Annotated in this window: 27 protein-coding genes, 1 tRNA gene and 2 pseudogenes; 22 read left to right on the forward strand and 8 right to left on the reverse strand. The window is 36.1% G+C overall.

Annotated features, from left to right (window positions below):
• Window positions 1-6 precede the first annotated feature (6 nt).
• The 4 genes from UZ34_01010 (at window position 7) to UZ34_01025 (ending at window position 3,591) form a co-directional block, all read left to right on the forward strand.
• On the forward strand, window positions 7-1,320 hold the full coding sequence (locus tag UZ34_01010) for a hypothetical protein (GenBank protein ID AKO64060.1): 1,314 nt from the start codon (window positions 7-9) through the stop codon (window positions 1,318-1,320).
• Window positions 1,317-2,699 (forward strand): hypothetical protein, encoded by a 1,383-nt coding sequence (locus UZ34_01015; GenBank protein AKO64061.1) that lies wholly within the window; start codon window positions 1,317-1,319, stop codon window positions 2,697-2,699. Before UZ34_01010 ends, UZ34_01015 begins: the two co-directional genes overlap by 4 nt.
• A gap of 99 nt (window positions 2,700-2,798) precedes the next feature.
• Window positions 2,799-3,173: a peptidylprolyl isomerase gene (locus UZ34_01020; protein ID AKO65121.1), complete on the forward strand. Its 375-nt coding sequence runs from the start codon at window positions 2,799-2,801 to the stop codon at window positions 3,171-3,173.
• A gap of 1 nt (window position 3,174) precedes the next feature.
• Complete coding sequence (locus UZ34_01025; GenBank protein ID AKO64062.1) at window positions 3,175-3,591, forward strand: peroxiredoxin; 417 nt, start codon at window positions 3,175-3,177, stop codon at window positions 3,589-3,591.
• Window positions 3,592-3,596: 5 nt separating this feature from the next.
• Here UZ34_01025 and UZ34_01030 read toward each other — a convergent pair whose 3' ends face one another.
• The 3 genes from UZ34_01030 to UZ34_01040 are packed head-to-tail and all read right to left on the reverse strand — an operon-like array spanning window position 3,597 to window position 5,958.
• On the reverse strand, window positions 3,597-3,911 hold the full coding sequence (locus tag UZ34_01030) for a hypothetical protein (protein AKO64063.1): 315 nt from the start codon (window positions 3,909-3,911) through the stop codon (window positions 3,597-3,599).
• Between the two features lie 4 nt (window positions 3,912-3,915).
• Entirely contained in the window at window positions 3,916-4,542 is a 627-nt protein-coding gene (locus UZ34_01035) for a ubiquinone biosynthesis protein (protein AKO64064.1), read from the reverse strand.
• A gap of 3 nt (window positions 4,543-4,545) precedes the next feature.
• A complete protein-coding gene (locus tag UZ34_01040) occupies window positions 4,546-5,958 on the reverse strand; it encodes a peptidase S41 (protein ID AKO64065.1) in 1,413 nt (470 codons plus the stop codon).
• A gap of 76 nt (window positions 5,959-6,034) precedes the next feature.
• Between UZ34_01040 and UZ34_01045 the strand changes: the two genes are divergently transcribed.
• The 6 genes and pseudogenes from UZ34_01045 (at window position 6,035) to UZ34_01070 (ending at window position 11,471) form a co-directional block, all read left to right on the forward strand.
• On the forward strand, window positions 6,035-6,319 hold the full coding sequence (locus UZ34_01045; protein ID AKO64066.1) for a selenoprotein: 285 nt from the start codon (window positions 6,035-6,037) through the stop codon (window positions 6,317-6,319).
• Window positions 6,309-8,231, forward strand: a complete 1,923-nt coding sequence (locus tag UZ34_01050) for a hypothetical protein (GenBank protein ID AKO64067.1) — start codon at window positions 6,309-6,311, stop codon at window positions 8,229-8,231. The genes UZ34_01045 and UZ34_01050 overlap by 11 nt, the downstream gene beginning before the upstream one ends.
• Window positions 8,228-8,665 (forward strand): annotated as a pseudogene (locus UZ34_01055) (hypothetical protein). The gene UZ34_01050 and the pseudogene UZ34_01055 overlap by 4 nt, the downstream one beginning before the upstream one ends.
• 246 nt (window positions 8,666-8,911) lie before the next feature.
• On the forward strand, window positions 8,912-9,355 hold the full coding sequence (locus UZ34_01060; GenBank protein ID AKO64068.1) for a hypothetical protein: 444 nt from the start codon (window positions 8,912-8,914) through the stop codon (window positions 9,353-9,355).
• Complete coding sequence (locus UZ34_01065) at window positions 9,352-9,789, forward strand: hypothetical protein (protein ID AKO64069.1); 438 nt, start codon at window positions 9,352-9,354, stop codon at window positions 9,787-9,789. The genes UZ34_01060 and UZ34_01065 overlap by 4 nt, the downstream gene beginning before the upstream one ends.
• Window positions 9,786-11,471, forward strand: coding sequence for a proline--tRNA ligase (locus tag UZ34_01070; GenBank protein ID AKO64070.1), 1,686 nt, complete (start codon window positions 9,786-9,788; stop codon window positions 11,469-11,471). Before UZ34_01065 ends, UZ34_01070 begins: the two co-directional genes overlap by 4 nt.
• A 2-nt stretch (window positions 11,472-11,473) precedes the next feature.
• Here UZ34_01070 and UZ34_01075 read toward each other — a convergent pair whose 3' ends face one another.
• Together UZ34_01075 and UZ34_01080 are read right to left on the reverse strand one after the other, a co-directional pair.
• A complete protein-coding gene (locus UZ34_01075) occupies window positions 11,474-12,331 on the reverse strand; it encodes a prolyl-tRNA synthetase (GenBank protein ID AKO64071.1) in 858 nt (285 codons plus the stop codon).
• 29 nt (window positions 12,332-12,360) lie between these two features.
• Entirely contained in the window at window positions 12,361-13,395 is a 1,035-nt protein-coding gene (locus UZ34_01080) for an S-adenosylmethionine tRNA ribosyltransferase (protein AKO64072.1), read from the reverse strand.
• A gap of 30 nt (window positions 13,396-13,425) precedes the next feature.
• Here UZ34_01080 and UZ34_01085 point away from each other — a divergent pair.
• From UZ34_01085 to UZ34_01110, 6 genes are all read left to right on the forward strand, one after another.
• Window positions 13,426-13,512: transfer RNA gene (locus UZ34_01085), tRNA-Leu, on the forward strand.
• A gap of 24 nt (window positions 13,513-13,536) precedes the next feature.
• Entirely contained in the window at window positions 13,537-14,001 is a 465-nt protein-coding gene (locus tag UZ34_01090; GenBank protein AKO64073.1) for a hypothetical protein, read from the forward strand.
• A gap of 113 nt (window positions 14,002-14,114) precedes the next feature.
• Window positions 14,115-15,230: a cytochrome B559 subunit alpha gene (locus UZ34_01095; GenBank protein ID AKO65122.1), complete on the forward strand. Its 1,116-nt coding sequence runs from the start codon at window positions 14,115-14,117 to the stop codon at window positions 15,228-15,230.
• 38 nt (window positions 15,231-15,268) lie between these two features.
• Window positions 15,269-16,858, forward strand: a complete 1,590-nt coding sequence (locus tag UZ34_01100) for a cytochrome oxidase subunit I (protein ID AKO64074.1) — start codon at window positions 15,269-15,271, stop codon at window positions 16,856-16,858.
• Between the two features lie 124 nt (window positions 16,859-16,982).
• On the forward strand, window positions 16,983-17,519 hold the full coding sequence (locus UZ34_01105; protein ID AKO64075.1) for a cysteine synthase: 537 nt from the start codon (window positions 16,983-16,985) through the stop codon (window positions 17,517-17,519).
• Between the two features lie 18 nt (window positions 17,520-17,537).
• Complete coding sequence (locus UZ34_01110) at window positions 17,538-18,410, forward strand: MFS transporter (GenBank protein AKO64076.1); 873 nt, start codon at window positions 17,538-17,540, stop codon at window positions 18,408-18,410.
• A 51-nt stretch (window positions 18,411-18,461) separates the two neighbouring features.
• Here the strand turns inward: UZ34_01110 and UZ34_01115 are convergent, their stop codons facing one another.
• The gene (locus tag UZ34_01115; GenBank protein ID AKO64077.1) at window positions 18,462-18,677 is read right to left on the reverse strand and encodes a membrane protein; all 216 of its coding nucleotides are present in this window, start codon (window positions 18,675-18,677) and stop codon (window positions 18,462-18,464) included.
• Between the two features lie 29 nt (window positions 18,678-18,706).
• Here UZ34_01115 and UZ34_01120 point away from each other — a divergent pair, with 29 nt between their 5' ends.
• Together UZ34_01120 and UZ34_01125 are read left to right on the forward strand one after the other, a co-directional pair.
• A complete protein-coding gene (locus tag UZ34_01120) occupies window positions 18,707-19,408 on the forward strand; it encodes a hypothetical protein (protein AKO64078.1) in 702 nt (233 codons plus the stop codon).
• 122 nt (window positions 19,409-19,530) lie between these two features.
• A pseudogene (locus UZ34_01125) lies at window positions 19,531-19,740 on the forward strand (hypothetical protein).
• Window positions 19,741-19,971: 231 nt separating this feature from the next.
• Here UZ34_01125 and UZ34_01130 read toward each other — a convergent pair.
• Window positions 19,972-20,457 (reverse strand): hypothetical protein, encoded by a 486-nt coding sequence (locus UZ34_01130; GenBank protein ID AKO64079.1) that lies wholly within the window; start codon window positions 20,455-20,457, stop codon window positions 19,972-19,974.
• A gap of 68 nt (window positions 20,458-20,525) precedes the next feature.
• On the opposite strand from UZ34_01130, the gene UZ34_01135 reads away from it, so the two are divergent.
• The 4 genes from UZ34_01135 to UZ34_01150 are packed head-to-tail and all read left to right on the forward strand — an operon-like array spanning window position 20,526 to window position 23,741.
• Complete coding sequence (locus UZ34_01135; protein ID AKO64080.1) at window positions 20,526-21,515, forward strand: cytochrome C oxidase subunit I; 990 nt, start codon at window positions 20,526-20,528, stop codon at window positions 21,513-21,515.
• Window positions 21,503-22,417, forward strand: coding sequence for a protoheme IX farnesyltransferase (locus UZ34_01140; protein AKO64081.1), 915 nt, complete (start codon window positions 21,503-21,505; stop codon window positions 22,415-22,417). The genes UZ34_01135 and UZ34_01140 overlap by 13 nt, the downstream gene beginning before the upstream one ends.
• Before the next feature lie 21 nt (window positions 22,418-22,438).
• Window positions 22,439-22,897 carry a cytochrome C gene (locus UZ34_01145; GenBank protein ID AKO64082.1) on the forward strand — a complete coding sequence of 153 codons (459 nt, stop codon included), beginning with the start codon at window positions 22,439-22,441 and terminating at the stop codon, window positions 22,895-22,897.
• A gap of 25 nt (window positions 22,898-22,922) precedes the next feature.
• Window positions 22,923-23,741, forward strand: a complete 819-nt coding sequence (locus UZ34_01150) for a hypothetical protein (GenBank protein AKO64083.1) — start codon at window positions 22,923-22,925, stop codon at window positions 23,739-23,741.
• On the opposite strand, the gene UZ34_01155 is transcribed toward UZ34_01150, so the two are convergent.
• Window positions 23,734-24,660, reverse strand: a complete 927-nt coding sequence (locus UZ34_01155; protein AKO64084.1) for a sugar kinase — start codon at window positions 24,658-24,660, stop codon at window positions 23,734-23,736. The genes UZ34_01150 and UZ34_01155 overlap by 8 nt on opposite strands.
• Window positions 24,661-24,662 lie beyond the last annotated feature (2 nt).

Here is a 24,662-nt window from a genome sequence, read left to right on the forward strand (position 1 = left end):
GAGACAATGAGCAAGGTCAGTAGAAAAATAATTAAAGAGAGCATCGATAATGTCTGGCATCCATGTTCAAGAATGGATCAGTACAATGATCAAAATTTAATTGTTATTGAATCAGGCAACAAGAGCTGGTTAAGATCAGTGGATGGCAAAGGGTATTTTGATGCCATAAGCTCATGGTGGGTAAATTTGTTTGGTCATAATAATTCTTATTTAAAAAAAAATATCACTAACCAGCTTAATAAAATTGAGCATGTAATGTTGTCAGGCATGACCCATCAACCTGTAATTGATTTATCTAAAAGACTCAATGCGCTGGCAAATATGGATCACTGTTTTTATTCCAGTGATGGATCTAGCGCGGTCGAGGTTGCTTTAAAAGTGAGTTACCACTATTGGAGAAATAGGGGACAGAAGAAAACAAAATTTGCTCTAATTGAAAATAGCTATCATGGAGAAACCTTGGGAGCTTTATCTGTGACAGACGTTGATATTTTTTCTAAGAATTATCATTCATTGTTAAATAAAAATATTATTCTTCCCAATCCGTCTCCAAAAAATTATGAATCTAAAAAAAAACTTAAAGAGTTTGCATTAGAGAGTTTTAAAAAAGCAGAAGTAATTTTAAATAAACATCATAAAAAAATTGCTGGATTGATTATTGAGCCGATTCTTCAATGTGCCTCAGGCATGAATTATTACCACCCCATTTACTTGAAAAAATTAAGAGCATTATGTTCTAAGCTTGATATTCATCTTATTGCAGATGAGATCGCTGTTGGTTTTGGCCGCACAGGTAAAATGTTTGCATGTCAGCACGCCAATATCAAACCAGACATTATGTGTTTATCAAAAGGTTTGTCTGGAGGTTATCTTCCCTTAGCGGCTACACTTGTATCCAAAAAAATATATCAAGAGTTTTTAAACCCAGATGTTGAGAAAAACTTTCTACACTCTCATAGTTTTACTGGGAATCCTCTTGCATGTTCTGCAGCCATTGCAACCCTAGATTATTTTGATAAAAAGTTGAGCATGGATAAGGTAAATGAGAAGTCTAAGCTGTTTAATCAGATCATGATGAAGTTAGCAAAATATAATATTAGAAATTTTTTTAATATCGGTATGATTTGGCGTTTTGATTTACCAGAAACTCAGGAGTCTATTAATTTTGAGTCTTTAGCTCGGGAGGAAGGATTATTAATCAGACCGATTGGCAGATGTGTTTACATTATGCCCCCTTACACAAGCACTTTGTCTGATATAAAATTTGTAGTAAAGGTTTTAGAGAAAATATTAAAAAAACTGCAGATGGATATTAAATGATACGTTTTCTTTTAATCATTAGTTTTTTTGTCACAACAGCATATTCTCAAGAACTTGCCATTAAAAATAAAATTAACCCGCAAGATTTTGCTTACTCTATAAAAAATATCTCAACAGGTGAATCATGGAGTAAAGATGCTGATAAATCATTTAATTTTGCATCAGTAAATAAGTTGGTTACCGCCACCATTGCACTCGATGAATTAGGCCCAGATTTTAAATTTCGAACATTATTCTTCTCAAGCAAACAAATCAAGGAGAATACACTTGCAGGAGATTTGATTATCAAAGGGGAGGGCGATCCAACTCTATCAATTGAAAATTTAAAAGATATTTTTTATAAACTTAAGGCGAGAGGAATTAATCAAATTACAGGCAATGTCTTTTTAGATGATTCATACTTTAAATTGCAACCAAACCGAGAATACATTGATGATCTAAGCTATCGAGCTTATAACGTCCAACCTAAGTCCTTATTGATTGAAGCAGGGGCGATTGAGATTCAATTTTTGAATCAGGATAATAATGTGAGCCTTTATAACAAACCTTTTATTGAGGGAATAGAAGTTGTTAATAATTTAAAGATAACAAAGGAAGCGTGTGAGGATTGGAAGTCCAAGATTCAACCTGAAGTGATATTTACGGATGAATCGATGCAGATCAGCCTTAATGGATCTTTTAGCAAGGAGTGTAAAAATAAATCTTTATACCTGAATGCATTGGATCAGGATGAATACATGAAAGTTGCCATCAGCAATATTTTAGACGAGGTGGAGATTGAATTTGCTGGTGAAATACAAAAGCAAGGCTTTGCTGATGAAGAATTAAATAGTTTTGTATTGCTAGATGAGCATTTTTCAGATCCTTTGAATCAGTTGATGTATCAGATGAATAAGTACAGCCTTAATCTATTTTCAAGAAACCTTGCGTTGACTGCAATGAAACAAAAGACAGAGTTTGACGCTGATGAGTTTAACGTCGATATTTATTTTAAAAGCTGGTTTGAAAAGAAGGGAATCAGTGCCAATGAATTTTTTATAGAGAATGGGGCTGGGTTATCACGAAGCAGTCATGCTAATACTTTTTTATTCCAAGAAATCTTGGCGTTTATTGAAGAATCTGACTGGAAATCAGAAATTATCAGCTCACTTCCAATTGCAGGTATCGATGGCACATTAAAGTCTATGTTTAAAGAAAAATCTTTTTCCAATGCAACTCATCTTAAAACTGGGCGTCTTAAAAATGTATTTGCTTTGTCAGGTTTTATGAAGTCAAGCAAGGGCGAGGAATATATAGTAACATTCGTACTAAATGGACCTCAATATCAATCCTTCTTAAAGTTCATTGAACAAAGCCTAGATTATTTGCATCAACATTAAAACTAATTAGGGATTTATATGAAATATTATTTTTTGATTTTTTTAATCATGACGTCATCAGTTTTTTCAATTGAATTAATAGGAGATAAGGAAAAAAGTATGGAACAAGAATCTGCTAAGGTCTACGACAAGGGATTGCAGCTCATTGATAATTTAGTCGGAGATGGAAGAGAGGCTGAGCCTGGACTTATTGTCAAAGTTCATTACACAGGATGGTTATACGATGCAAGTAAAAAGGATAATAAAGGTGAAAAATTTGACAGTTCACTTGATCGAAATGACCCACTAGAATTCACTTTAGGCATAGGGCAAGTCATTAAAGGTTGGGATATCGGGGTTCAAGGTATGAAAATCGGTGGCAAAAGAACAATTATTATTCCATCAGATTTAGGATATGGATCAAGAGGTGCAGGAGGGGTTATTCCACCGAATAGTGATTTAATTTTTGATGTTGAATTGCTAGGGTTAAATTAAGATGAATTTGACCGTAACTTGGGAGCAAGGTGTTTGTTTTAAGGCTGAATCTGAATCTCAACATAGTTTGTTAATGGATGGTCCAGAGGATCTTGGAGGAAAGGACCTGGGCATGAGGCCAATGGAGGTTCTGTTATCTGGCATGGGGGGTTGCACATCATTTGATGTGGTGACTATTTTAAAGAAATCCCGACAAGATGTGACCGCCTGTCAGGCAGTCATTTCATCTAAGCGAGCAGAAACAGTTCCAAAGGTATTTACGGACATTCACATCCACTTCAAAGTCACTGGAAAAGATTTAAATGAAAAAAAGGTGGCTCGAGCAATTGAGTTATCTGCCACTAAGTACTGTTCAGCATCAATAATGCTTAGTAAGAGTGTAAATATCACGCATGGGTATGAAATTATTGCGACTTGAAAAAATTAATTTTCGATTATTTTAACTTGTAGAATTATATCTGAATCAATAACATCGAGTAACCTATCAATATTTGGGTGTTTCCCTGGATTATTTTGAGCATCCTCAGTATGTTCTGCGTATAGATCAATCCCTTCCATGGCAGCATCACTGTTGATTACACCAAAAGTTTCATATAAGTGGTAATAAACTTTGATAGAACCCATTGAGCCTGGTTTGCTTGCAATCACCCCGTGAAGCTCTTCATCATGAAACAACTGAATCTCTTTAATATGATCTGCAGAGTTGAGCGTTTCTAATATTTCTTTAAAGTTTTGCATTAATTTAAATCCAATAGGTTGTTTTAGTCATCAGCTTAGAACTTGCATTCATTATTTTCTGAAAAAAGCTTGGAAGCTCTTTTGAGCCAAGTGATTTGGCTGTTTTCTGATGACACTGCTCATCATATTTCATTTGTTCTAAAATAGCATGCGTTTTTTTATCATTTTTTGATATTTTTTTTATGTGCCTTTCAAGGTGAGCGGTGACTTGTTTTTCAGTTTCCTCAAGAAAACCTAAATTAAATTTATTATCAATCTTTCCTGCAATAGCTCCAAGACTAAAAGAGCTCATATAAAATATTGGATTGAGATAACTTGTCTTTCCTCCTAATTCCTCTATACGTTGCTCACACCAATTGAGGTGATCGATCTCTTCAAAGGCAGCATGCTTTAAAGCTTTTCCAGTGACTTTATCAGAATTAAAAAAGAGTTGGCCTCTGTAAAGGGCTTGTGCACAAACTTCGCCGGTGTGGTTGACTCTCATCAATCGAGCAGTTTGTTTTATGTCATCATCAGAAAGTTCATGATTGCTGTTCGAAACATTTTCTGAAGGAGAGGTTCTTAAACCTTTTTGTGGCACAGTAAAAAGCTTTAGGGCGAAATCAACTTCAGAAATTATCTTATCAATCATGATTTAATTAATTTTCTTATAAATATCTATACCTTTTAAGATATTCAAAGCTTCTTGAAATTGCTTATCTTCAGCGGTACCAAACTCGACTGGTTTAAAGCTTTTCAGAGCTTCTCCTCCATCATCAGCTTTGGTTGATGTTTTTTGTTTTTCATCATTTTGAGGTTCCTCTGAATTTGCATTCTCATCATTTGAGTCTTTGTCTTCTGGGTTAGACAAGTGTTGGCTCAGATCAGCTTCACGAGACATTAAACCACTAAAGCCATCTTCAACAACAATGTCAGGGTCAATACCTTTAGCCTGAATTGAACGACCATTAGGAGTAAAGTACCTAGCAGTAGTGAGTTTGATTGCTGTACCGTTATTCATCGGTAAAATACTTTGTACCGAACCCTTACCAAAGCTTTTCGTACCAACAATCAAGGCTCTTTTGTGATCTTGGAGGGCGCCGGCAACAATTTCTGATGCAGATGCAGAACCATTATTTACAAGTACGACTAAAGGGGTCTTTTTAATTTCACTTGGTAATTTTTCTATGTAATTGTTTTTTGGGTCACGAATAAAATTTTCTGGGATTGCAGTTAAGTGCATTTTTGAATCCCTAGCTCGTCCCTCAGTATAAACAACAAGCTCACCCTCAGGGATGAAGGCTGCTGAAACCGCCACGGCAGCATTAAGAAGCCCACCAGGATTATTTCGCATATCAAGCACAAGGCCATTTAATGGCTTTTTGTTTTCATCAAAAAGTTTATTGATCGATTTGGCAACATCCTCACCGGTTCTCTCTTGGAATTGAGTTACGCGAATGTATCCATAATCTTCCTGAATCAATTTAGCTTTGACACTTTGACTTTTAATTTGTGCGCGAGTAATTTTTACGTCAAAAGGTGTATCTTTCCCTTTTCTTAAAATCTGAACGTTTAATGAAGTTCCTGGCTTACCTCTCATGATCTTTACCGCATCATTTAAGGACATACCTTTGGTTGATTTGTCATCTAACTTAATAATAAGGTCACCGCTTTGCAATCCAGCTTTGAATGCTGGGGTATCTTCAATCGGAGATATGACCTTGACAAAACCATCTTCCATGCCCACTTCAATTCCTAGCCCACCAAATTCTCCTGCTGTTCCTTGTTGCATTTCCTTAAAGTGATCTTGATCTAGGAAGGTAGAATGAGGGTCAAGTCCAGCTAGCATTCCATTGAGTGCCTCAGTCAATAGTTGTTTATCTTCAACCTCTTCAACATAGTCTGCTTTAATTTTGCCAAATACCTCAGCAAAAATTCTTAAATCTTCAACGGGAAGCTTTTTAGCCTCACTCTTTTTATCAGCAAACACAGATAGGTTAACACTGATTAAGATACCGAAGACAAGTCCGAAGGTGATGAGAGTAAGACTCTTAAATTTATTTTTCATACCAAACCTTAAATAAATGACTAACTTTAAACATGTACAATATTACATCAGATCTCTGACGAATGATTGACTACTTATGCAAAAAAAACATTATATCGAAATCAAGTTTTGCCCTAAATGTAAATGGTTATCTAGAGCCACATGGATATCTCAGGAATTATTAAGCACTTTTGAATCCGACTTGTTATCTGTAACGTTAGTTCCTTCTGAATCGGGTGTTTTTGATATTACTTGTAATCAAAGTTTAATCTTCTCAAAAAAAGAGGAAAATGGTTTTATTGATGTCGCTATTATTAAACAAAGAATAAGAGACTTGATCGATCCAGATAGAAGTTTGGGCCACGTAGATAATGTTAGATAAACCAAACTTTTTCGATCATTTTTTTGATGAAAAAGGTCCATTGGCCAGCCATCTTTCTAACTATCAAAAAAGAGATGGTCAGGTTCAAATGGCTCAGTTCATCGACGAATCAGTTACATTAAAAAAAACAGTGGTCATAGAGGCTGGAACAGGCATAGGCAAGACCTTGGGCTATTTATTACCGCTGGTGCGCCAAAATAAAAAAATTATTATCTCTACAGCAACAAAGAACCTTCAGGAACAATTATTAGAGAAAGATTTTCCAATCCTTCAAAAAGCATTGAAGCTCAATTTCAATGTTTCTATATTAAAAGGACGGTCTAATTATCTGTGTCATCATCGAATCAACAATCACAACAAGATGTTTTTTTCAAAAGCTGATGCTTCAATATTTTCTGATGTTGAAGGTTTGTTAAAAAAAACTAATACCGGCGATGTTGCAGAATTAAAAAAAAATTTTTCAGGGAATATAACTCATGCCGTCACATCAACGAGTGAGAATTGTCTCTTTGGCGATTGCAAGTTTAGTAATGATTGTTTTGTAAATAAAGCAAGGAGGAGAGCACATTCTGCTGAGGTTATTATAGTTAATCATCACTTATTTTTTTCAGATTTTTTTAATGAAAATGATGATGCCAATAACTTATTACCAAAGTCAGATGTCATTGTTTTTGATGAGGCGCATAATTTAATTGATTTAGCGATGCTCTACTCCAGTAAAATATTCTCTTCCCTAAAATTGAATCGCGTTCTTGATGATCTCATTAATCATTTAAAAAATTCAGTTATTGGCTTGGAAAATTTTTCGATGATTTTCAATCGATATAATTTTTCAATATCTCAGCTCCTAGATTTGGTCAAAGATGAGCCGCAAAAAATTTCTTTGTATAAACTCAGTCAACTGACAACTTTCAAAGATCACTTAATTGAAATTATGAATAACCTTGAGGAGCTCATTAATGCTATTAAAGAGCCGGGATTTATTAATAAAGATATAGATGCTTCAATCAAAGAGCTTAATAATTTTATTGAGCTTTTAAAAAATATCATTAATCCCTCAGAGAAAAAAAATGCACTTTGGTTGGAAAAGTTTAATAACTCGATATCCATTCATATCACCCCAATTGATGTCAAGGGAATTTTTTCAAAAACAACAGCCTCCAGTGACTCGATGGTATTTACCTCGGCAACAATGACAACCAATAACAATTTTGATTATTTTAAAGATTTAACAGGATTGAAAGACATAGAAACAAGAGTCTTTGAAAGCCCCTTTAACTATGAGAAAAATGCTTTGTTACATATTCCCATGGGTTTACCGAACCCTAATGAAAAAGATTTTTTTTCATCCTTGGTCGATTATGCCTACCCAGCGATAAAATTAAATAAAGGGAGAACATTATTCTTAACAACCTCATTAAATGGTGTTGAGCAAGTAGCCAATCAGTTCGAGTTTTTTAACAACAGAAATGTGGATACCTTAAATATATTAAGACAGGGAATGTTGCCAAATCAATTGTTAATTGAGGAATTTAAAAATAGCCAAAATTCTGTCTTGATCGGATCTTTTTCTTTCTGGGAAGGTATTGATCTCATAGGGGATAACTTAACCCTATTAATTATTGATAAGCTACCATTTAAATCACCCGATGACCCTATCGTGGATGCAAAAATAAATTTATTGAATGAAAAAGATTTTTTTATGAAATCTCAAATTCCAATGACAACCTTATTGATGAAGCAGGGGATGGGTCGGTTAATAAGAAATTTTTCTGATAAGGGTGTGGCAATACTCGGTGATAACAGAATTCAAAAAAAATATTACGGAAAACAAATTTTAAAATCCTTACCCCCTTTTCAATTGGTGGAGGATTATAATCAGGTTTTAAATTTTATTGAGGAACTTCGTTGAATCTACTAGCAATTGACACATCTTCTACAAACTTTTCTTTATGCCTCGTTCATTCAGATGTAAAAGAAAATATTGAATTCAACGCTGGTATGACTCATTCCTCAGTCGCCTTGAGCGAAATACAAAAAATTTTAAAAAAAGTGAATATCGCCGTTAAAGATTTAGATGTGATCGCATTTTCTGCAGGGCCTGGCTCATTCACTGGGATTAGAATAGCTTGTGGCATTGCCTATGGGATGGCTTATTCTTACAAAATTCCTTTATTAGGAATTAGTTCATTAGAAACGACTGCATCAATGGCGGAGTCCGATTATATTTTATCGACCATTGACGCAAGAATGGATGAAGTCTATTTGCAGTTCTTTAAAAGAAACGATGATAAAAATATCATTCCTCTCTCAGAACCTATGTTAGCTGCACCAGATAAATTACCTAACCCACCTGATGAAATTAGGAATAGATTCTCAGTTATTGGCTCAGGTTATGAAATATTTAAAGATCATTTCAATGCTAGATACAAGTCTTATACTTTAGAGCAACAAGATGTAAAAAAAAATATGGCTAGCTTCATGGCTTCTATTGCATTGGATCGGCAACCAGACAAATTTTCTTTTGATGGAATTCAGCCTATTTATGTCCGAAACAAGGTGGCGCAAACCATTGACGAAAGAAAATAAATAATGGAATTCATCCAAGATCCAAAAGATGAAGACTTGAATGAAGTGCATGTGATTGAACAAGAAAATGAGGTTGAGTTGTGGAGCTTAAAAAATTTTCAAGACTCGATATTAGCCAAGCATTTCTTTAAACTATTTTTCTTAAATGAAACTATCGTTGGTTTTATTGTGGCAAGACTCATTCAACCCGAGTGTGAAATCTTAAATATTGGCGTAACTAAAAGTATGCAGAATAACCAAGTTGCCTCAAAGTTAATGGACGCACTCATTGGGGAATGCAATAATAAAAGCATCAAACACATATTTTTAGAAGTTAGAGCTTCAAATGTACCAGCCATCAGTTTGTACAAAAAATTTTATTTTAATGAGATTGGAGTTCGCCCAAATTATTACCTGACCAAAAAGGGTTATGAGGATGCCATTATTATGGGAAGAGATTTGTCATGATTTTTAATGAACGCGATCAGCTAAAAGAGCTTGAGTTGCTAAACGTTTTTGAAATGTATGAATCTAAGTTTGATACGCTCGATGACTCATCCCCAAAAGTTAAAGAAAAAAATTATCATTGCGCCGTCCTGGAGGTTGATAACAAAACACTATTAATGATTTATGATATTCCAGATCAAGATACAGAGAGTACTTCCCTAATGAGAAATATTAATTTGTTTTTGAAAGGAATAGGCTCACTTAAATTTCAGAACATGAGTGTTTCTGGATTTTTGGCAGAACCGTTTAAGGATTCTGTTAAAATTTTATTGTCCGATGAAGCTAAATCTTTATCTCCTGATGTTTTGCAATTACCTTCATTAAAAAAAATGTGTACAAATGCAGAATTAAAAAAAGAACTATGGAAGGCCATTAAAGGCGGTTTAAATCTATGAAAACAAGTCAATTCTTTATATCAACTTTGAAAGAGGCTCCTCAAGATGCTGAACTCAAAAGTCATCAATTAATGGTTCGAGCTGGCTATGTTAAGAGATTGAGTTCAGGACTCTACACATGGATGCCGATTGGCTTGAGAGTGTTAAGAAAAATTGAAAATATTATTAGAGAAGAAATGAATGCTTCTGGGGCGGTAGAGTTATTGATGCCAGCGATTCAGCCTGCAGAGTTATGGCAAGAAACAGGTCGGTGGCAGCAATTTGGCCCACAAATGCTCAAAATAAATGATCGGCATGAGAATGAATTTTGTTTTGGCCCGACACATGAAGAAGTCATCACCGACATTGCCCGAAAAGAACTTAATAGTTATAAGCAACTTCCTATCAACTTCTATCAGATCCAAACAAAATTTCGTGATGAAATTCGTCCTCGTTTTGGTGTAATGCGAGCCAGAGAATTTTTAATGAAAGATGCTTATTCCTTTCACGCGAATGAAAATTGTTTGCAGAAAATGTATGAATTGATGTTTGAAACTTACAATCGAATTTTTTCAAGAATTGGTCTTCAATTTAGATCAGTAGCTGCTGACTCTGGGGCGATTGGTGGTGATGCATCACATGAATTTCATGTGTTAGCTGATTCTGGAGAGGATGTAATCGCTTATTCTGATCAATCTGAATATGCCGCCAACATTGAAAAGGCATCAACGGTATTTAAAAAGGCATCCAAAGAAAATAAGGTACCTAATGAAAAAGTACACACTCCTGAAATAACAACTATAGAGGCTCTTCAAGAGTTTTTTAAAATAGATACACAAAGTATTTTAAAGGCGGTCGTTTTTAACCACGATGATGAGCTGGTCATTTGTTTTGTGCCGGGCAATCGGGAAATTAATCTGGTTAAACTAGAAAAAATAATCGGTAGCAACCGCTTCAGGGTGGCAAAAGATGAGGAGCTGAAAAAGCATGGTTTAATTCCTGGATTTATTGGGCCTGAGGGGAATGAACATATCAGAAAGTTGTTTGATCACTCCATCATTGAAATGGAAAATATGGTCTGTGGAGCAAACGAGGAACATTATCACTTCACAAACTTTCAATCGATCAATACTGAAAAATTTGTGGATATCACAAATGTGTTAGAGGGAGATGTCAGCCCTGATGAATCTGGTAAGCTTAAATTTTGCAGAGGAATTGAGGTAGGTCATATCTTTCAACTAGGAAAGAAATACTCTGAATCTATGCAAGCCTCGATTCTTAATGAGGAAGGCAAATCTCAAACCATGACGATGGGATGTTATGGCATTGGTGTGTCAAGAATTGTAGCTGCAGCCATCGAGCAAAATAATGATGAGAATGGCATGATCTTGCCAAAAAGTATTGCTCCATTTGAATTGATTATTGTACCAATTGGGTATCATAAAAATGACAAGGTCAGAGCTCAGGCTAATAAAATTTATGCAGACTTATTGGAAAGTGGTATTGATGTCATTCTAGATGACCGTGATGCGCGTCCAGGAATTATGTTTGCAGAATCTGATTTGGTAGGCATTCCTAATAGATTAGTGATAGGCGAAAAAAGCCTCAACGAAAACAAAGTAGAATTTAAATCGAGATCAGAATCGAGTCCGGAAATGATTAATATTTCCGATCTTGTTCAATTTATAAAATCAAAAATATAAAATTAATTCAATACCTTGTATGCGTGATAAGTACCAAACTCACCTTCAGAATCAATATATAAAAAGAACAAGCCGTTATTGGTATATCCTAATCCATTGAAATGATTTTTTGCTCTAATTTTTAAATCCTTTGCAAGCTCTGAAGTCCCGACTAACTTTCCATCTAAATTGAATACCAAAAACCTTTTGTGGTCTACGTCGAGTAAAATGAGTTCGTGCCCAGGAACATTTGTAAATGCAGCGTAATGGTCAGTCACGTCATGATGCTCAACTTCAGCAGCAGAAAAATCGAGAGCAATTTCTTTTTTAATGTCATTTGAAGTCCCATCTATGACTATAACAATGTTACTCTTTTCTTGCTTAGCAAAGTACTGATTGTTTTTGGCATCGTAAGTTGGCATAGTCCCAGCGCTACCGAAAGTTTCTGAAAATCTTGATACAGTGTCAGACTTGTTTGTTAGTAACCCCTGATCATCTAGTTCAAGCTTGAAGATTCCTGTATTTGGAAAAAATCCCGCTGCACTCGATACATTGTAGGTAACAGTCTCTAGAGTTTTAGAATTTTCATTGTAATAAATTGAACGATTATCAAAACCTGGGGAAAATGATTTGATGTAGGCTCCCTTTTCATCATAAACATGAACTTGTGATTTTGAGAAAGGCTCATTCCCAACAGGTGATAACCCACCATCGGCAATATAATACTTTTTTTCACCAGGAATGTAAGCAACCGTCATAGGTCGTGTTGACGGTTCCTTAGCTAAAGGAATCTTCATTTCTAATTTAGCTTCAGGCAGTATTTCAGCTTGAATATTAAGTGAAATAAAAAGTGTAAATAAAATGGTGTAGATGGTTCTCATATAAAGTTCTCTTATTTAAATTAGGTATCTCATTTGTCTTCTGTGGTTAATTTTTGTTCAATAAACATTGCGTCACCGTAACTGAAAAATCGGTACTTTTCTTTAACAGCATGTGCATAGGCTGTCATTGTAAACGAATGACCAGCGAATGCCGAGACCAACATAATTAAAGTACTCTTTGGTAAGTGAAAATTGGTGAATAAGCTATCGACTATTTTAAATTGATAACCTGGATAAATAAAAATATTAGTTTTTTGAAAGTTCGAGTCTTTCTTGGGTTGGGCGTAAGCCGATTCCAGAGCCCGCAAAACAGTGGTACCAATCGCAATGATTCTCCCGCCATTTTTTTTTGTTTGCTCTATTCGATCATATACATCTTGGCTAATCATGAATTCTTCCGAATGCATTTTATGGTCAGTTATATTTGAATTACGAACAGGCTGAAATGTGCCAGAACCAACATGCAGCGTGATGAAGCTAAAGTTTAAGTTTTGTTTTGATAATTCTAAAAAAAATTGATCATCAAAATGAAGACCGGCCGTTGGCGCAGCAATAGCGCCATCATGTTTAGCAAAAACAGTTTGATAACGATCATCATCAAAATCCTCGTTATCTCTATTAATGTATGGGGGTAGGGGAAGTTTCCCATGACAATCGATGATGTTAAAAATATCATCATTGGTCTCGATGATAAACATATTTTCATCCCGATCTTTTACCGTCAGTTTAAAATTACCGACCATAATTTCTAATCCAGCATTAATTTTTTTGGATGTTCCAATATGACCAACAAATGAATTTTGATTGATTATTTTTTCGATCAATACTTCGACTTTGCCGCCACTTTTTTTATGACCATGGATCCGAGCTTTTATTACCTTTGTATCATTAAAAACAAGGAGGTCGTTATGATTTATAAGAGATAAAAAATTTGTAAAATTATTATCAATAATTTCTTCAGTGTTTGGATTGAGCTGCAGTAATCGACTATCGGACCGTTTATCTGTCGGGTGTTGTGCGATCAATTCTTCTGGCAGTGTGTAATTAAATTCTTCTATATTCATTTAATGAAAGCTTGTTATAATTTCCATTCTGCCGGGATGGCGGAACTGGTAGACGCACGGGATTCAAAATCCCGCGCTGGCGACAGCGTGCGAGTTCGATTCTCGCTCCCGGCACCATTCTTCTACGAAATTATACATTAGATGATTGAAAATAAATTTGATAAACAGAAAGACACTCAGTCAATAATTATTCGACCTAATCCTGCCATGCCATGGGACATGATTAAGAAAGTTTATATTTATTTCGGCTGTTTCATTCTTTTAATAGCAATTGCTTTAACCTATGTTAATTTATATTTGGCCATCCCTTTTTATGGGATTGAATTTTTAATCTTAGGTTATGCACTTTACATCACAGCTTTAAAAAGTACTTTTTATGAAGAAATTTTAATCAGTCCTCATAACATAAAAGTTAGATTTGTCATGAGAAAAAAAATTAAGGAGTATGAATTAGTGAGAAATTGGACTAATTTTCAGTATGAGCCACCTACCAGGCTAAAACATTCAATTTTTTATTTTATTAAGGATGGGAAAAAAATCTTTTTGGGTCAACGAGTTACAGATGATGAGCGCGAAAAGTTAAAGAACTTGATAAAAACCATATAAACTTAATGGTTGACAAAATTGTTACAAATTAGTTACATTTATACGGGAACTAAAACAGTTTACTAACATTTAAGTATTGTGAAAGAGGAAGCATGACAAGCATTTATAAAAAAATTACTCAATCGTTAATATTATTATTAGCTTACCCACTATCTGCTTTTGCTGACTGGGAACTAAATATGCGTGAGGGTGTTACTCCAATCAGTCAAAAAGTTTATGACATGCACATGGTGTCCTTATGGGTTGTGACCATTATCGGTATCCTTGTGTTCGGTATCATGTTTTGGTCTATATTTCATCACAGAAAATCAAGAGGCGTAAAACCTGCAAAATTTTCACACAGCACAACAGTTGAAATTATTTGGACAGCTATTCCTCTACTTATTATTATTGGTCTTGCTATTCCTGCAACTAAACTACTAATTGAAATGGATGACACATCCGATACAGCACTTACAGTAAAAGCAGTAGGCTACCAGTGGAAATGGAAATACGAGTACCTTGAAGATGATCTAACTATCTACAGTAACCTGGATGAGAAAAGTGTTGAATTAAGTCAGCGAGTTGATACTGTCAATCCAATGGAGCATTCTGATTACTTACTAGATGTAGATGAACCACTCGTTTTACCAACCAATACCAAAATTAGGATATTAACTACAGCCAATGATGTGATCCACGCATGGTGGGTTCCGGATCTTGGGTGGAAGCGTGACGCAATCCCTGGTTTCATTAACGATAACTGGACTATGATTAATGAGCCTGGAACATATCGTGGCCAATGTGCTGAGATTTGTGGTAAAGGCCATGGTTACATGCCTATCGTTGTCAAAGCTGTTTCTATGGATGAATACAAAATTTGGGTGGCAGAGAAGAAACAAGAACAGGTAGCAGCGGCCGAGGCATCTAGTAAAGAAATGTCGATGGAAGAACTTATGACTAAAGGTGAAGCCGTTTACAAGGCTAACTGTTTGGCATGTCACCAAGCTAACGGTGAAGGCGTTCAGGGTGTTTTCCCTGCGGTAGCTGGAAGTCAGCTAGCGACTAAACCAGAAAATTTACAAGCTCACATTACGCAGATCATCTACGGTAAGAACTTAATGCCAGCATTCGGTGAACAGTTGAATGATGGTGACATTGCGTCAGTAGTCACATACACACGAAACGCATTTGGTAATGATACAGGAGACGTTGTTCAAGCAGCCGATGTTGCAGCGGAACGCAAATAATTTTTAATTAACTATAAATATTTTATGAGGCAAATATTATGAGTACAGTAGCACACGAACATGATCATCATCATGCTCCAACCGGTCTAAAGCGTTGGATTTTTTCAACCAACCATAAGGACATTGGAACACTCTATTTAATTTTCTCATTGATGATGTTTTTCATCGGTGGTGCAATGGCAATGATTATTAGGGCTGAATTATTTCAGCCGGGATTACAATTTGTTGATCCACAATTTTATAACTCAATGGTTACCGTTCATGCCCTCATCATGATTTTTGGTGCCGTTATGCCTGCTGGCGTTGGGTTAGCGAACTGGATGATTCCTTTAATGATTGGTGCCCCTGACATGGCCCTTCCTCGTATGAATAATATGAGTTTCTGGATACTTCCTTTTGGTTTTGCTTTATTGATCAGTACACTCTTCATGAATGGTGGCGGTCCAGCTGGTGGTTGGACGATGTATCCACCACTTGTGTTACAGCTAGGTGATGCCTTTCCGTTTTTGATATTTACAGTGCATATTTTGGGTATTTCATCAATCATGGGTGCAATTAACATTATTGCAACCGTATTTAATATGCGTGCTCCAGGCATGACATTAATGAAAATGCCATTATTCGTTTGGACTTGGGTGATTACAGCATTCTTACTTATTGCTTCTCTTCCAGTATTAGCTGGTGCCGTGACAATGTTACTAACCGATAAATATTTCGGTACAAGTTTCTTCAATGCTGCAGGCGGTGGTGATCCAGTGTTGTTCCAACATATCTTTTGGTTTTTCGGACACCCTGAGGTATATATTTTAGCGCTTCCAGCATTTGGTATCGTTTCAACAATTATTCCTACATTCGCAAGAAAACCACTATTTGGTTATGCATCGATGGTTTACGCGACAGCATCGATTGCAATCCTCTCATTCTTTGTTTGGGCTCACCATATGTTTACTGTGGGTATGCCTATCAAGGGTGAATTATTCTTTATGTATGCCACGATGTTGATTGCTGTGCCAACGGGCGTGAAAGTCTTTAACTGGATGGCAACAATGTGGAGAGGTGCGATGACCTTTGAGGCGCCTATGCTGTTCTCAATCGCATTCGTTATATTATTTACGATTGGTGGTTTCTCAGGACTGATGCTAGGTATTACACCAGTTGATTTCCAATATCACGACACTTATTTTGTTGTGGCTCACTTCCATTATGTTCTCTTAACTGGTGCAGTGTTCTCACTGATGGCTGCGGCTTACTACTGGTTACCAAAATGGACAGGTTACATGTACGACGAGAAGCTTGCGAAGATACACTTCTGGTTATCTACAATTGCTGCTAACGTACTGTTTTTCCCACAACACTTCCTTGGTCTAGCTGGTATGCCAAGAAGAATTCCTGACTACAATATTGTATTTGCAGATTTCAACATGATCTCAAGTATCGGTGGATTTGCATACGGTATTAGTCAGTTACTGTTTGTATACATTGTTATCAAATGTGCACTGGGTGGCAAGAAAGCCAAGGCTCAGGCATGGGAAGGTGCAAAAGGTCTTGAATGGACAGTTCCATCACCAGCACCATTCCACACATTTGAAACACCTCCAAAGCTAACTAAATCAATGCTTGAAAATTAGTTGATGGCATTAGCTGAGAAGGATAAGAAGAATTTAGCAAAAAAGAATAAGCGATTAGCCCTAGTTTTGGCCCTAATCGCTCTTTCTTTTTACTTATTTTTTGTTTTGAGCTTCTTATAAAAAAATGATCTCAAAACAGAAAGGCGTAAAGAAGACTACGACCATCTTATTTGTAGTTACAATTTTGATGTTCGGTTTTGGTTACGCAATGGTACCCTTGTATGATGCTTTTTGCCAAATTACTGGCTTAAATGGCAAAACTCAAAGGGTAACCGAAGGTGCAGGGGAGGCGTCACCTTTAATTGATCGTGAGGTCAGGATACTTTTCGATTCCAATGTAAATGGTGATTTACCGTGGAGATTGAAACCTTCATTAAAATCGTTGAAAGTTCAACCAGGAAAGTTCTACGATGCCACATATACTGTGACTAATATGGCTGATATACCCGTAGTGGGCCAGGCTATACCAAGTGTATCCCCCCAGATAGCATCATTGTATTTTAAGAAATCAGAATGTTTTTGTTTTGTGAATCAGGTCTTAGAGCCTGGAGAAACCAAAGATATGCTGGTAAGATTTGAGGTAGATCAAGATTTGCCTAAAGATGTTGGAGCCCTGACACTCTCCTATACTTTCTTTAGAGCAAAAGGTGATAATTCATAAACTTGGATAGGATTTATTATGGCAGCTAAAGATATTTATTACGTTCCTGAAAGCAGTAAATGGCCAATTTTTGGTAGTTTTGCATTGTTTGTTTTGTTTATCGGAGCATCTTTATTTTTTTCTGGTAACGCAAACGCTAATGTAGTCCTCTATATAGGAATTGCTTTGGTTGCATATATGTTTGTGGGTTGGTTTAATGACGTGATCGGTGAAAGTCGTTCAGGCAAATACAACGGACAGGTCGATGTCAGCTTCAGAATGGGTATGGGATGGTTTATTTTCTCTGAGGTGATGTTTTTTGCAGCATTCTTTGGAGCTCTTTATTACGCAAGAATGTATTCTATTCCCTGGTTAGGTGGTCTCGGTTCAGGAACCGCCACGCATGAATTCTTGTGGTCAGCTTTTGAAGCAGCATGGCCACTCAGTGTTACACCTGATCCAACAAACTTCGATCAACCAAGTGACGTGGTTCCTGCTTTTGGTGTTCCAGCAATTAACACACTAATTCTCTTGACCAGTGGGGTTACTGTCACTTTCGCACATTGGGCTCTAAAAAATAGTAAACGAACAAGTCTAAATTTATGGCTTGCAGCGACTGTATTGCTTGGTTTTGTATTCGTTTACTTCCAGGCTGAAGAATACATCCATGCATATAATGACCTTAACCTTAAATTAAGTTCAGGAATCTACGGATCAACTTTCTATTTGCTTACAGGCTTCCACGGTTTCCATGTAACTATGGGTGCCGTTATGCTTCTAGTAATTTTATTAAGAACTATGAGAGGGCACTTTAGTAAAAAAGATCATTTTGCTTTCGAAGCTGTTGCCTGGTACTGGCACTTTGTGGATGTGGTCTGGCTTGGTCTATTTATATTCGTTTATTGGATATAAGCATTTACTGGATTAAAAAAACGTTACCTAATGGTAACGTTTTTTTTTGTATTACATGTGATTTGGCTGAATTAGCCCAAGCTTAAAACCGATGATGATCATGAGAAATAAAATAATAGATAACGTGACTCGAATCGTCAAAGAGGTTACCATCTTTTTACTCTGATCGACATCCTTCATTAAGAAATGTAAGCCGCTTGTTAGTGATAAAATAACGACAATTAAAAGAATAATTACGATTGATTTATAAATAGCTTGAATATCCATCAACTCATATTATAGGAACATCCAAGACATTGAAAGTAAAAAATAAAAGTTTATTGTTGGACATATTGTTTGTCGTCACTTTTTTAATTCTTCTCCGACTGGGATTTTGGCAGCTTGATCGAGCAGATCAAAAAAATGAAATAAATCAAAATTTCCTGGAACGCCAATCCTCCCTAAAGATATTTGATGAAACTGATATTAATGAAGAAAATTTATGGGGTAAGTTTTCAATCGAGGGTGAATTTACATCACCCAATCTTTATTTAGACAATCAAACCTACAAGCGTGAAGCAGGATATGTGATTTATTCACCTTTTTTAACTCAAGAAAATAAAGTCATTTTAGTAAATCGGGGTTGGCATGATCTTATAGAAGACCGAAATGAATTACCGAATGTAAAGAAAGCTGAAGACACTATGATCAGCGGAATTCTTACCAAGGTTCCATCTCATGGCATTATTTTAAATACTGAGAACATAGAAAATATCAATGATTCTTCAATTCGCATACAAAGAATTGATGTTGATGAAATAAAAGAAGTATTGAATATTCAGCATGAGATATATCCATTCGTTTTAACGCTGGAGCCAACAATTGATGAAAACCTTAAAAGACATCTAATACTGCCAGTATCAAATTCAGAAAAAAATTATGGATATGCCTTTCAGTGGTTCGCGTTCGCACTTACCCTACTGATTATATTTATTACATTAAGGAAAAAAAATAAATGATTTCAAAAGTTGTTAAAGCAAGAATTGCCTTAGTAGTCATTGTTACATTGTTTACTGCACCTTTCATCGCTTCATGGTATCTCGTGTTTTATACAGATTTTAAAAAAAATGATATCGGGGTACAAAACGGCTCATTGATCCATCCTGTCATCGAAGTTGGTGCAATTGAGGCTGTAGCTATTGGCGATGAAACAAAACAAAAATTACTTGGCAAATGGACTTTGACTGGATTTGTTTCAAGTGGCTGTGATACAGATTGTGAAAAACTATTGTATACATTAAGACAAACAAGGTTAGCTTTAGGAAAAAATTTAGATAAGGTGGGACGACTGGTATTAACTGAAAGTGATGAAGTGCTCGGTTATGAAGAAGAGTATAAGGGTCAAAAGGTGGTTAAAGACCCAGAGGAGTTCGATCGATTAATGAATAAATTTAGAGAAATAGAAAATTTTGAAGCCAACGATATCTATTTGATCGATCCGTATGGGTTCATTATGATGCGCTATGACAGAGGTATGAATCCAAAGGGGATCATTAAAGATGTTGAGAGGCTGATCAAAAACTCATCTTAATTTTAAAATAGTCTCTTTCAAGTCCTCATAATTTATCTCACCTATGATGGTCTGTTTGATAACTTTATTCTTATCAGAAATAATCGTTGTCGGTGTTAATTTAACCCGTTCAAATTCTCCTAAAATTTTACTTTCAGGGTCAATTGCTACCTTAAATGGTAACTCGTTTTTGTTTTTAAAGTTAACCACCCGGCTGGGAAGGTCGTAAGGCATGGCAACTGCAATGAGCTCAATATCATCTTTAAACTCTTGATGGATTTTAGCTAAATCAGGCATTTCTTTGATGCAGGTTGGGCAATCGGTAGCCCAAAAATTAAGGATTAAAATTTTATCAATATCATCACTGCTTAATTTTTCATCATCAAGAATATTAAACTCCATTGAAGAGATTTTCTCTGGTCGAATGAGAAAAAAAAGCAGCACGATGAGCGCTGCTAGAATCACTAAGTATATAAAATTTTTCCTATTTTCTTGCATATCAATACTGAGACTTTGTTATAATCAAACGTTCGAATTTTATCAATAATCGGTTCAATCACAAAGAAATGAATTTTTATAAAAGACTGACTTTTTTTGCCACAGTACTCGCACTAATTGTGGTGTCCTTTGGGGCGTACACTCGACTGACTGATTCAGGTCTTGGCTGTCCAGATTGGCCTGGCTGCTATGGTACCTTGAGCGTACCAGAGAGTATTGATCAGATTGAAAAGGCACAGGCAGTATATCCTGACAGCCCTGTTGAGGTTGAAAAAGCATGGATAGAGATGATCCATCGTTACATTGCTGGAATTCTAGGCGTCATGATTTTAGTGATCGCTTTCATGTCAATCAAACTCAGAGACCAAATTAATTATTCACTTAAATGGCCATTTTTTTTACTTGGGTTAGTAATTTTTCAGGCCGCACTCGGAATGTGGACAGTGACCTTGCTCTTAAAGCCTGCTGTTGTGTCGTCACATTTACTTGGAGGTATGACGGTCCTTGGCATCTTAACTTTCCTGATGCATCGCAATTATGGAACGCATAGAGAAAATTTTGTTTCTAATCCCTTTGAAAGAAAGATCATCAGATTTTCCCTAGTCTTATTATTTATTCAAATTGCCTTAGGTGGTTGGACCAGTACTAATTATGCTGCGCTAGCATGTACAGACTATCCAACATGCCATGGTTCCCTCATTCCAGAGATGGATTTTTCTAATGCCTTTACTATTTTTCGAGAGCTTGGAGTGACATCATTAGGAGAGCCATTGTCATTAGAGGCGCTTCATGCAATTCAATGGGTTCATCGAGTTGGGGCCATAGTACTTTTAATTTACTTATTGTTTGTTGCCTATATCCTTAAAGTGAATCAAGGTTTTAATATGTGGAGAAATGCATTAATCCTTGTCATTACTTTGCAATTTATTATAGGTATTGCTAATCTTTTACTTCATTTGCCAATTGTTCTTGCTACTCTTCATAATTTAGGCGCAGCATTACTGGTAGTGATTTTAGTCGGTATTAATTCAAGAATTACAAAATCATGGCAAAACTAGGCACAACAAATATGAGGCCATTATTAAGTCTCGATGCCCTTAAGAGCTTTTATGCCTTAACCAAACCCAGGGTGTGTGCCCTCATTGTCTTTACGGCAATCATTGGTATGTTTTTGGCAACACCTGGAATGGTTCCTATAGAAATTTTATTTTTCTCATCTGTGGGTATTGCTTTTGTATCAGGGGCTGCAGCTGCATTTAATTGCTTAATCGAAGAAAAGATTGATGCCATGATGGCAAGAACGAGAGGAAGACCACTTCCCCTCGGTCAAGTATCTCAGAGGGAGACCATAATCTTTTCAAGTTTGCTTGGCGGGTTAGGCTTGTACCTCCTTTATGCCTTTGTCAATCCATTAACCGCATGGCTCACTTTACTTACATTCTTCGCCTATGCGGTAATTTATACAGTTTTTCTAAAACCAGCAACGCCAATGAATATTGTGATTGGTGGAGCATCTGGGGCTATGCCTCCAGTTCTTGGATGGGCTGCAGTTACCAATCAAGTGACTCCTGAATCGTTAATCCTTTTCTTAATTATATTTTGTTGGACGCCTCCACACTTTTGGGCTTTGGCATTGTATCGTAGAAAAGAATATGAGAAGGTTGGGATGCCTATGCTCCCTGTGACTCACGGTGAAAAGTATACGAGATTACAAATCGTTTTATATACAGTTATTTTAGTTATCGTGACCATGATGCCATTTAGTGTCGGCATGGCAGGGTTGATTTATATCATCTTCGCCACCTTGCTGAATGCTTATTTCTTATTCTATACGGTGATGCTATATCGCAAATATTCTGATAAACTTAGTATGAAAATATTTCGATATTCAATATGGTATTTAGGGCTAATTTTCTTAGCTTTTCTGATTGACCATTATTTTAAATTTAAATTTATTTAGTTTTAGATACAAAGGATTGTTATGAGTAAAAATAGTGAATTAAGAAGTGTAATTGAGACAACTGCAGTGGTGATTGGTAGCTTTGTGGCTGCTGTTATTTTAATTGTCCTTTTGACTAAAGATTATTCTTCAAATGAACCAGCAGCCGAGAAAGTAGTGGATGCCTCAACAACTGAGCCTGTAGCGCAGGTAGAGGTTGACGATCAATCAGAGGATGCTTCAGACAAAGTGATTGATGCTAAACAAATCATCGCGGCCAACTGTGCGATGTGCCATGAGGGTGGTTTAATGGGCGCACCAAAAATTGGTAGCGAAGAGCAGTGGGCTCCAAGAATAGCACAGGGTAAAGACACGCTTGTAAGTCATGCCATTAATGGTATTCGTACTATGCCAGCAAGGGGTGGAAACGCTAAGCTGAGCGATGAGGAAGTCGCGGCAGCTGTTATCGATATGGCTAATGGAGCTGGTGCAAACTTTTAATTTATAGATCTAACAATCCTTTTATATGGCACTCTACGCAATCGGTGATGTGCAAGGCTGCCATTTTTCTTTTCTAGACCTCCTTCAAAAGATAAAATTTAAACCCGACAGAGATGAACTTATCTTCGTTGGTGATCTAGTAAACCGTGGTCAAAATTCACATTTATTTTCTCAGTGGTGCCTAGCCAATCAATCAAATATTCAAACGGTCCTTGGGAACCATGACCTCCACTTAATCGCTATCTATTTTGATCAAAAAAAACATCAAAAAACTGATACCTTAAAAAAACTTTTAAATTCAAAACAGGTAGATCATTTTATTGAATGGCTTATTAAAAAACCTTTAGCAATACTGAGAGATGACTATCTTGTGGTGCATGCTGGAATTCATCCCGATTGGTCTATCAATAAATCGTTGAAATTGGCAGACAAGGTTCACTTGGCCTTGAATAAGGACCCGGCTAATTTTTTAAGTAAAATGTATGGCAATCAACCGGGGTATTGGAGCGATGATTTAAAAAAATCTTTGAGAAGAAGGATGACGATTAATATAATGACCAGAATGAGAACCTTAAATTTAAACTTTAGTTTAAATTATGACTTTAAGGGAAAAATACCAAAAAAAATTGATAGAGAGTTTTATCGACCTTGGTTTGATTTTGAAAGAGCGGATAAGTCTAAACAGATTATTACTGGCCACTGGTCAGCAATAGGGGTACGCAAACATTCCTATGGAATATCTATAGACAGCGGGTGTGTTTGGGGTCAGAAATTGACAGCTTTTTGTTTGGAGAGTAAAAAAACCTTTAAAGTAGTGGCTAATCCAAAAGATTTAGTTAATTAATATTGAAACCAGCTAGGCTCTGAATCTCATCAATACTTGGATTATGGTTTTGTCCACCCTTATGATTGACTTTTAATGAGGCAAGGGCAGAGGCTAATTTACCACTCTTCTCCCAATCCCAGTTGTTCACAATTCCAATGGCAATTCCAGCTCGATAAGCATCTCCACATCCTGTCGGATCAACCGGATTTTCAACATTAAATGCAGGAATTTGTATTTTGTCTGACGAGGTCATAATAGTTGAACCACTTGAACCTTTGGTGATAATGAGAGCATCAACTTTTTTTTGTATTTCATCTAAGGACATATGAGAGTTTTTGCTAAGTAATTCAGCCTCATAATCATTCACTGTAATGTAGGTGGCTTTCTCAATAAAATCTTTCAATTCTTGCTCGTTGAACATAGGCAGACCCTGGCCCGGATCAAAAATAAAAGGTATCTTTTTATTGTAAGCTTCATTGGCATGTTTAATCATTCCTTCCTTACCATCTGGTGAAATAAGGATGATTTCAATATTTTCACTTATGTCAGATAAGGAATTCACTTCACTCTGAGTCATTGCACCAGGGTGAAATGCAGTGATTTGATTGTCATCAAGGTCGGTAGTAATAAACGCCTGAGCTGTAAATTGATCGCTAAGTTTTTTTATATATTTAGTATTTATTTTTCTTTTTTGCAGCCAATCACTGTAGGTATCAAAATCTGTGCCGACGGTACTCATGATGAAAAAATTGGTTTTGAGTAGATTTAGGTTATGCCCAATATTTCCGGCAGTGCCACCGAAATTTTTTTCCATCTCGGGGGTGTAAAAAGCCACACTGAGTTTATGAATTTGATCTGGCATGATATGGTTTTTAAAGTAATCTCTAAATACCATAATCGAATCATAGGCCATTGAACCACAAACTAAAATACTCATTC

This window comes from Methylophilales bacterium MBRSF5 (assembly GCA_001044335.1).
GTDB lineage: Bacteria > Pseudomonadota > Gammaproteobacteria > Burkholderiales > Methylophilaceae > BACL14.